Here is an 8108-nt window from a genome sequence, read left to right on the forward strand (position 1 = left end):
CCCGCGCCGCCCGCCGCCGCCCGCGCCCTCCCCCCCCCCGCACAAGCCCGCCCACCGCCCGCCCACCCCCCACCCGCCCCCGCCCGCGCGCCGTCAATACTACCAGGTCAGGCCGCCTGCAGCCCCTCCGCCCGGGCCAGCTCACGGAGCCGGCCGAGGGCCTGGATCTCCAGTTGCCGGATCCGCTCGCGGGACAGCGAGAACCGGGACGCGACCTCGGTGAGCGAGTGCTCCCGACCGTCCTCCAGCCCGTAGCGGGCCCGCATGATGCCGGCCGACCGGTCGTCGAGGTGGTTGAGCAGCCCCTCGATGCGCTGCCGCTCCAGACCGCTGAGGACGATGTCCTCCGGCGACGGCGCGTCACTGTCGGCGACCAGGTCGCCGAGGCTGGTGTCGCCGTCGTCGCCGACCGGGGTGTCCAGCGAAACGGTGTCCTGCGACCAGCGGCGCAACTCGTTCACCCGCTCGACGGTGACGCCGAGGGATGCCGCGATCTGCTCCGGCTCCGGGTCGCTGCCCAACTCACGGGTCAGCTGCCGCGCCACGTTGCGCATCCGGTTGACGTCCTCCACCAGGTGCACCGGCAGACGCACGGTGCGCTCCTGCTGGGCGATCGCCCGGCTGATCGCCTGGCGGATCCACCAGGTGGCGTAGGTGGAGAACTTGTAGCCGCGCTCGTAGTCGAACTTCTCGACCGCCCGGACGAGGCCGGTGTTGCCCTCCTGGATCAGGTCCAGCATGGGCATGCCCGAGCGCACGTAGCGCCGGGCGATCGACACGACCAGTCGGAGGTTGGCGCGGATGAAGAGGTCCTTCGCCCGCTCGCCCTCGACGACCAGCCACTCCAGGTCGGCCCGGTCGACACCGGCGCGGACGGTCTCCTCGCCGAGCAGGTGCTCAGCGTAGAGGCCGGCCTCGATCGCCTTGGAGAGCTCTACCTCCCGGGCGGCGTCCAGCAGTGGCGTCCGGGAGATCTCGTGCAGGTAGACGCCCACCAGGTCGCGTTCCTCGGCGACCTGATCGGTTCGCATGCCGATGTTCTTGTCCACGTTGCCCACGGTCCCCTCGCTCGCGCCGGTTGCCCGGTTCCTTGCCATTCCCCACACCTGTCAGCCCCTGGTAACTTCTGCTGTGCCCATCGGTGCTGACACCTACACAACAGATGAGACGTGTCGGGGATTCCTCGTCGTGAGTCGAAAGTGTCACGAATGCCTGAGTAGTAGCTGAGAGCACGATCCATGTTTGCTGTCAGCACCCCATCGGGTGGCTCGCCACTGGGCACCACGTACGGGTTTACCGCACCATGGCAACACCACCCGCCGTGGGGGCACAGCGACCCGGGTCACCACCAGGATGCGATCCTGGTCACTGCCAGATACGCACCGGTGAGCCGGTCGGTTCATTCACGGGGGTGTTATTACCCTCCGGCCAGATGAACAATCCGAGGGCCCGTTCGCTTCCCGGGGGACGGGACGGGGGCGCTATGAGGCGAGCAGGGCGAGGGCGCCGCGCACCTGGTCGGCCGAGCGGGCCAGCGCGGCCCGGGCAGCGTCGATCTCGGCACCCGAGACGAGGGCGACGAGCGCCGTCTTCAGGTCCCCGTCGGCCTCGGTGAGGGCCTGCTGGGAAAGCTCCTCGGAGCAACCGGTGGCCTCGACCAGAATCGAGATCATTCGTCCGCGAAGTTTCGCGTTGGTGGCCACCATATCGATCATGAGGTTCGAGTAGACCCGGCCCAGACGCACCATGACGGCGGTCGAGAACGTGTTGAGCACCAGTTTCTGCGCTGTGCCCGCCTTCATCCGGGTCGACCCGGTGACCACCTCGGGTCCGGTGTCCACCCCGATGAACACGTCGACCGACCGGGCGGCCTCCGCCTCCGGATTGGCGCAGAGCAGCACCGTCGAGGCGCCCTTGGCGCGGGCTGCGGACAGCGCCCCGAGGACGTACGGGGTGCGCCCGCTGGCCGCCAGACCGACCACCAGGTCCCCGGCCCGTACACAACTGGCCGATTCGACCGCGCCGCCCCGGTCGTCGTCCTCGGCGTCCTCGACGGCCCGCCACATGGCGTCCGGGCCTCCCGCGAGGTGTGCGCAGAACCAGTGTCGGGGCGAGTTGAAGGTGGGGGCCAGTTCGGCCGCGTCGAGCACGCCCAGACGGCCGGAGGTGCCGGCCCCGAAGTAGTGCACCCGGTGACCGCCGCGTAGCGCCGCGACAGCCAGGTCGACGGTGGTGGCGATCTCGTCGAGCACCGCGGCGACCGCTGCGGGCACCCGTCGGTCCGCCTCGTTGATCACGGTGAGCACGTCCCGCGTCGACATCAGGTCGAGGTCGACGCTGAGCGGGTTACGTCGTTCGGTGGGGGCACCCACCCGGACCGTGGGGCGAGCGGGCCGTGCGGGCATCTCCGCACCGGCCGTCATGCCCGCCTCCGGTTGGCACCCACCCGGTGCGACTGGACCGCCTCGGCGGTCGCCTCCAGGGCCTTGCGGGCCCGGGCGCGGTTGCGGGCGGCCACCCCGACGAAGAGGCAGTCGACCACTGTGAGCTGGGCCAGCCGGCTGGCCGTCGCGCCGGAGCGGTAGGTGGTCTCCCGGGCCGCCGTGGTCAACACGAAGTCCGCCACGTCGGTGATCGGCGAGCGCGGGAAGTTGGTCAGCGCCACTGTCACGGCACCGCGGGTACGGGCCTGCTCCAGCACCTCGATCACGTCGGAGGTGGTGCCGGTGTGCGAGATGCCGATCGCCACGTCTCCCCGGCCCAGGAGGGCGGCCGAGGTCAGCGCGGTGTGCACGTCCGGGAAGTAGAAGGCGATCCGGCCGATGCGGTGCAGCTTCTGCTGGAAGTCCGAGGCGACGAACCCGCTGGCGCCGGCGCCGTAGATGTCGATCCGAGCGGCACCGCTGATCGCCTCGACCACCTGCTCGCAGACGGCGGGGTCGAGTTGCTCGGCGGTCTCCTCGACGGCGCGGGCGTCGTTGAACGCGATGGTGGCGATGATCTGGGCGAGGTCGGCACCGGGCGGGATGTCGCCGCCGACGACGCGGGCGTCCGGTGGTTCGATCCGGCGGGCGGCCTCGGCAGCGAGGCGGATGCGCAGTTGGGGGTAACCGTCCATGCCCACCGAACGGCAGAACCGGATGACCGTCGCCTCGGAAGTCTCGGCTGCGGTGGCGAGGTCGGTGATTGTCCGCCGGGCGGCGGCCGCCGGGTCGGAGACGACCAGCCGGGCGACCCGCTGCTCGGCGGGCGACAGCGATGGCAACAGCCCGCTGATGTGGACGATCAGCCCACCGGGCTCGTGACTCGCAGAAATCTTCGGACTCTTCGCCACGGATGAAACTTACTTTCACCAAGCGTGAGCGTCAACTATGACTGTCCGACATGGGGGAAACTTCGATCGCCGGGATCACCGGTCCCGCACAGCCTGCCACTTCCCCAGGATCGCCGCCTCATCCGCCGGGTCGAGTCCACCCTGCCGGACGGCCGCCGGGTGTGCGGCCATCCACGACGCCGTCGCCCGAACGGTATCGGCCAGCGGACGGACGGTCAGACCGGCGTCCAGGGCCGGCCGGACGTCCCGGTCCATCAGGCCGGCGGTCTCCGGCAGTCGCACCCAGAGCGGCAACGCCCGCTCCCCCGACCACTCGCGTACGTCGTGGGACAGCAGGAACTCCTGGTCGACCCAGGTGAGGACCGGATCGGGGACGCCCAGCCCGGCGGCCACTCCGGCCAACAGGTCGGCCCGGGACATCGCCGGACCGGAGCCGTCGTACGTGCCGCCGAGGCCGGTGCCGGCGGCGTGCAGCAACCAACGCGCCAGATCGGCGACGTCCACGAACTGCACCCGATCGGTCGGGCGCCCGGGGGCCAGCACCTCGCCACCGGCCGACAGCCGCCGCACCCAGTACGGGAAACGGTCGCTCGGATCCTCCGCGCCGACGATCAGCCCCGCCCGGCAGATGAACGAACGGTCCACGCCCACCCGCTCCCGGACCAGCTCCTCGATGCTCACCTTGCACTCGCCGTACCAGCGGTGGTCCGGGCCGATGGGACCGTCCACGTCCGGCGGGGCGGGCGCCAGGATCGGCGCGTCCGCAGCGGTCTGGCCCGGGGTGGTGTAGTCCGCGTACACCGAGATCGTCGACACGAACGACCAGTGGCCGACATGGTCGGCGAGCGCGGCGAGCGCGTGCCGGGCGTGGCTGATCTGGCGGGTCACGTCGACCACGGCGTCGAAGCCCGCGGCGGCGAGCGGGACGAGCGACTCGGGATCATCCCGGTCGGCCGCCACGAACCGCGCCCCGGCCGGCACCGCGCCGGACACGCCCCGGGCGGCGCAGGTCACATCGTGACCCTGTTCGACGGCAAGCTGCGCCGTGGCCCGACCGAGGAACCTGGTGCCACCGAGAATGAGGATCCGCATCCGCCGATCCTGCGCCCCCGAGGTCCGGACATCCCAGCCAATCTGCCGACGGCAGACCGCGATCATGAAGTTGTTGCCCCTCGGATCGGCGTGTCACGGCAACAACTTCATGATCGACGGAAGGGCTCGAAGGGGGCGGGGCACTAGCGTGGGGCTTATGGGAGAGCGCAGCGTGTTGGTGACCGGGGGTTCCGGCGGGCTCGGCGGGGCGGTCGTCACCGCGTTCGTCGAGGCGGGCTGGCGGGTGGTCGTACCGGAGCGGAAAGCCCGGCCCGGGTCGGAGCCGGCGATGGCCGGACTGGTCCGCGTTGTCGCGGACCTGGGCGAGCCGGCGGGCGCGGCGCAGGCGGTCGAGGCCGCGACCGGCGACCCGGCGGCGCCGCTGCGCGCGGTGGTCAACCTCGTCGGTGGGTACGCCAGCGGCGGGTTGGTGCACGAGACCCCGGTCGAGGAGTTCGAGCGGATGCTCACCGTCAACCTGCGGCCGACCTATCTGGTCACCCAGGCCGCGCTCCCGCACCTGGTGGAGTCCGGCGGCGGCGCGGTTGTCTGCGTCTCGGCTCGCGCGGCGGTCACCCCGTTCCGCGGCGCGGCCGGCTACTCGACGGCCAAGGCGGCGGTGCTGGCCTTCGCCAACGCGGTAGCGGTGGAGTACCGCTCGCAGAACGTCCGTTGCAACACGGTGCTGCCCAGCGTCATCGACACCCCGGCGAACCGGGCGGCCCAGCCCGACGCCGACCATTCCCGCTGGGTCACCCCGGCAGAGATCGCGCCGGTGATCCGGTTCCTCGCGTCGGCGGACTCCGCCCCGACCAGTGGTGCCACAGTGCCGGTCTACGGGCGGGCCTGAGCCACCACCGGGCCGAGGTCCTCTCCGCCCGGGGCGGACGGCGGTAGCCAGGTCTCCAGATGCGCCTGGATCTGCTCGGTCACCTCCTCGGCCGGGCGGCCCGCGTCCACCAGCACGAAGGTGGGGTACTCGGGCAGTGCCCGGTAGGCGGTGTCGGCGGCGGTCAACCATCCCATCGTCTCGTGGTCGGTGCCGCGTTCCTCGATACGCCGGTACGCCTCCGCCGGGTCGACGGCGAGCAGGAAGGTCACCTGCGGGGTCGGGAACAGCCGGTAGCCGGCCCGGGCGAGCCGCTCCCAGCGCTGCCCGCCGTGCGCCCGGATGCTCGCGTACTGGCAGGCCGAGTAGCGGTCCATGACCGCCGTCCGGCCGGTGAGCAGACAGCTGATCAGGGCGATGGCGATGGCCAGCCAGCGCAGTACCGACTCCACTGCCAGCACACCGTCGCGACCGACGAGCCGCTGTGCGTCCGGCCGACCGAGGCGTTTGGCGATCCGGCCGAGCCAGCGGCGGCCACTGGCGTTGCGGCGGTAGGTGGCGGGGCGCCCGGCGGCGGTCAGCGCGTCGGCCAGCCGGTGTGCCTGCGTGGTCTTACCCGAACCGTCGATCCCGATCAGGGCGACAGTGCGCAATCGGGCCTTGCGTCGTCGCATCCCCGATGATCTGGCCACCCTCCACAGGTTATCCGACCCACGCACATGGTCCGCGAGGTTTGTGGTGCTTCATCCCTGTTCACGCCCGACCGAGACACCAGCAGGTGTGGACGAACGGAATGCCGGGTACCGGAGTTCGAAATCCAACCGCCGGTCCACCAACACGACGACGGAGGAACCAGATGGCTGAGCGCGGAGACGAGAGTCTGGTGCACACCCTCAAGAAGGTCGCCGCCGTGCTCAAGCAGTCCGAGATTCCGTTCGCCCTGGGCGGCAGCTTCGCGGTCTACGCCCACGGGGGGCACTCCAGCGATCACGACGTCGACTTCCTGATCCGGGAGGCCGACGTGGAAGAGGCACTGGAGGCCCTGGTGGCCGCCGGTTTCGTCGCGGAGCGTCCGCCGGAGGACTGGCTGGTGAAGGTCTTCGACGACGGCCGGATGGTGGACCTGATCCACCGGCCGATCGAGACTCCGGTCACCGAGGAGACGTTCGCCGACACCGTCGTCCGACCGGTGGACGCGATTCGCATGCCGGTGCTGTCCGCGACCCAGCTGATGGTGCACAAACTGCTCAGCTTCTCCCAGCACTACTGCGACTTCGCCCGCGGTCTGCCGCTGGCCCGCTCACTGCGGGAGCAGATCGACTGGGAACGGGTACGCAAGGAGACGCAGCACTCGCCGTACGCCGAGGCGTTCCTGGTGCTGCTGGACCGGCTGGAGGTGGTGTCGGCCGCCGGCACCCAGCCAGGAGAGGGGACATCGTGACCCACCATCGCGACATCGACACCGGGCCACCTGACGAGTACGTCGAGGCGGAGATCCAACGGCTGCTCGTCGAGGACCCCGCCGTCGCCGAACAGGGGATCACAGTGGTTCGACGGGAACGCGCCCTCGTGCTCTACGGCGAGGTGGAGAGTCCGCACCGACGGGACGAGATCCTGCGTCGGGTGTCCGAGCGCTTCCCGGACGTGCCTGTCACCAGCGACATCGGGGTGATCCGCGCCCAAGCGCCCACGGAGATCGAGCAACTGCCCTGAGGGAGGTTCCATGGTGATCCGGATTGCCGCTGTGGGCGACGTGCATCTGGACGAGGACGTGGTCGGCCGGTTCCGACCGGCGCTGGAGGAACTGCCGGAGTGCGCCGACGTGCTGCTGTTGGCCGGGGACCTGACCCGGCACGGCACCGAGGCCGAGGCGCGCTGCGTGGCGGAGGAGTTCGGCGGCTTGGCCGTACCGGTGGTGACAGTGCTCGGCAACCACGACCACCAGTGTGACCAGGTGCCACAGGTGGTCAAGGTGCTGGAGGACGCGGGCATCACGGTGCTGGAGGGCAACGGCGTCGTGCTGGACTGCGCGGGTGGCCGGCTCGGCATCGCCGGCGTCAAGGGCTTCGGCGGCGGGTTCGCCGGGCGGTGCGCCAGCGACTTCGGCGAGCCGGAGATGAAGGCCTTCGTACGGACCACCACCGAGAGCGCCGACCGTCTCGGTGCGGCGCTGCGCTCGCTGGACTGCGACATGCTGGTCGCGCTCACCCACTACTCGCCGGTGCCGGACACGCTCGCCGGCGAGCCGTTGGAGATCTACCCCTTCCTGGGGTCGTACCAGCTGGGGCAGGCGATCGACTCGGCGCCCACGGCGCTGGCCGTGCACGGGCACGCGCACGCCGGCACCGAGCGCGGCACGACCCCCGGCGGGGTACGCGTCCGCAACGTCGCGCACCCGGTGATCAAGCAGGCGTACAGCGTCTTTCATGTCGGCGATCAACTCGACACCGACCAGGTTTCCCCGATCGGCCAGTCGGGTAGTCAGAGGTCATGGAGCTGATTCTCTGGATTCTCGCAGTCGTACTCGTGGTCGCCGGCATCCTCGCGCTGTTCCGCCGGCAGATCCTGTGGGGCATCGTCCTCATCGTCGTCGGGCTGTTGGTCGGCCCGGGTGGTGTCAGCATCTTCAATTAGCGCTCGTACCTCTAACACCGGGACCCGTCGGGGTCGCCGCGACCGGAGCTTCGTCCTCCCGACAGAAGCACCGGCCGCGGCGATCCCGGCGCTTTTTTGTGGCTGCCGGCCCGCGGTGAACCGCCCTTCCGCTCGGCCAGCGGGACATCCCGCTCAGCCAGTCGAGTCGCCGGGACGCGGGCGTGGACACCCGGCCGGTGCCCGGCGGCTGATGCAGCC

10 protein-coding genes are annotated in these 8108 nt (G+C 70.8%); 5 read left to right on the plus strand and 5 right to left on the minus strand.

The annotated features are described in order from the left end of the window. Window positions 1-107: 107 nt before the first annotated feature. From AB0B48_RS30455 to AB0B48_RS30470, 4 genes are all read right to left on the minus strand, one after another. Window positions 108-1097 carry a sigma-70 family RNA polymerase sigma factor gene (locus AB0B48_RS30455; protein WP_355008957.1) on the minus strand — a complete coding sequence of 330 codons (990 nt, stop codon included), beginning with the start codon at window positions 1095-1097 and terminating at the stop codon, window positions 108-110. A gap of 384 nt (window positions 1098-1481) precedes the next feature. Next, complete coding sequence (gene murQ / locus AB0B48_RS30460; RefSeq protein WP_355008958.1) at window positions 1482-2423, minus strand: N-acetylmuramic acid 6-phosphate etherase; 942 nt, start codon at window positions 2421-2423, stop codon at window positions 1482-1484. After that, on the minus strand, window positions 2420-3334 hold the full coding sequence (locus tag AB0B48_RS30465) for a MurR/RpiR family transcriptional regulator (RefSeq protein ID WP_355008959.1): 915 nt from the start codon (window positions 3332-3334) through the stop codon (window positions 2420-2422). The genes murQ and AB0B48_RS30465 overlap by 4 nt, the downstream gene beginning before the upstream one ends. 75 nt (window positions 3335-3409) lie before the next feature. Then, the gene (locus AB0B48_RS30470; RefSeq protein ID WP_357207545.1) at window positions 3410-4426 is read right to left on the minus strand and encodes an NAD-dependent epimerase/dehydratase family protein; all 1017 of its coding nucleotides are present in this window, start codon (window positions 4424-4426) and stop codon (window positions 3410-3412) included. Between the two features lie 157 nt (window positions 4427-4583). On the opposite strand from AB0B48_RS30470, the gene AB0B48_RS30475 reads away from it, so the two are divergent. Then, the gene (locus AB0B48_RS30475; protein ID WP_357207548.1) at window positions 4584-5276 is read left to right on the plus strand and encodes an SDR family NAD(P)-dependent oxidoreductase; all 693 of its coding nucleotides are present in this window, start codon (window positions 4584-4586) and stop codon (window positions 5274-5276) included. Here AB0B48_RS30475 and AB0B48_RS30480 read toward each other — a convergent pair. After that, on the minus strand, window positions 5261-5929 hold the full coding sequence (locus tag AB0B48_RS30480) for a thymidylate kinase (RefSeq protein WP_357207553.1): 669 nt from the start codon (window positions 5927-5929) through the stop codon (window positions 5261-5263). The genes AB0B48_RS30475 and AB0B48_RS30480 overlap by 16 nt on opposite strands. Before the next feature lie 119 nt (window positions 5930-6048). Here AB0B48_RS30480 and AB0B48_RS30485 point away from each other — a divergent pair, with 119 nt between their 5' ends. The 4 genes from AB0B48_RS30485 to AB0B48_RS30500 are packed head-to-tail and all read left to right on the plus strand — an operon-like array spanning window position 6049 to window position 7889. Next, on the plus strand, window positions 6049-6696 hold the full coding sequence (locus tag AB0B48_RS30485; protein ID WP_355008962.1) for a nucleotidyltransferase: 648 nt from the start codon (window positions 6049-6051) through the stop codon (window positions 6694-6696). Further along, window positions 6693-6968, plus strand: a complete 276-nt coding sequence (locus AB0B48_RS30490; protein ID WP_355008963.1) for a hypothetical protein — start codon at window positions 6693-6695, stop codon at window positions 6966-6968. The genes AB0B48_RS30485 and AB0B48_RS30490 overlap by 4 nt, the downstream gene beginning before the upstream one ends. Before the next feature lie 10 nt (window positions 6969-6978). Then, window positions 6979-7755, plus strand: a complete 777-nt coding sequence (locus tag AB0B48_RS30495) for a metallophosphoesterase (protein ID WP_112621865.1) — start codon at window positions 6979-6981, stop codon at window positions 7753-7755. After that, on the plus strand, window positions 7746-7889 hold the full coding sequence (locus AB0B48_RS30500; RefSeq protein WP_007464364.1) for a GPGG-motif small membrane protein: 144 nt from the start codon (window positions 7746-7748) through the stop codon (window positions 7887-7889). Before AB0B48_RS30495 ends, AB0B48_RS30500 begins: the two co-directional genes overlap by 10 nt. Window positions 7890-8108 lie beyond the last annotated feature (219 nt).

The sequence above is a fragment of the Micromonospora sp. NPDC049089 genome, assembly GCF_040648775.1.
GTDB lineage: Bacteria > Actinomycetota > Actinomycetes > Mycobacteriales > Micromonosporaceae > Micromonospora.

Bases quoted from the DNA above. Each gene is read 5' to 3' on its own strand.
- AB0B48_RS30455 (WP_355008957.1), bottom strand. From the start codon at position 1,097: ATGGCAAGGAACCGGGCAACCGGCGCGAGCGAGGGGACCGTGGGCAAC.
- murQ (WP_355008958.1), bottom strand. From the start codon at position 2,423: ATGACGGCCGGTGCGGAGATGCCCGCACGGCCCGCTCGCCCCACGGTC.
- AB0B48_RS30470 (WP_357207545.1), bottom strand. From the start codon at position 4,426: ATGCGGATCCTCATTCTCGGTGGCACCAGGTTCCTCGGTCGGGCCACG.
- AB0B48_RS30475 (WP_357207548.1), top strand. From the start codon at position 4,584: ATGGGAGAGCGCAGCGTGTTGGTGACCGGGGGTTCCGGCGGGCTCGGC.
- AB0B48_RS30480 (WP_357207553.1), bottom strand. From the start codon at position 5,929: ATGCGACGACGCAAGGCCCGATTGCGCACTGTCGCCCTGATCGGGATC.
- AB0B48_RS30485 (WP_355008962.1), top strand. From the start codon at position 6,049: ATGCCGGGTACCGGAGTTCGAAATCCAACCGCCGGTCCACCAACACGA.
- AB0B48_RS30495 (WP_112621865.1), top strand. From the start codon at position 6,979: ATGGTGATCCGGATTGCCGCTGTGGGCGACGTGCATCTGGACGAGGAC.
- AB0B48_RS30500 (WP_007464364.1), top strand. From the start codon at position 7,746: ATGGAGCTGATTCTCTGGATTCTCGCAGTCGTACTCGTGGTCGCCGGC.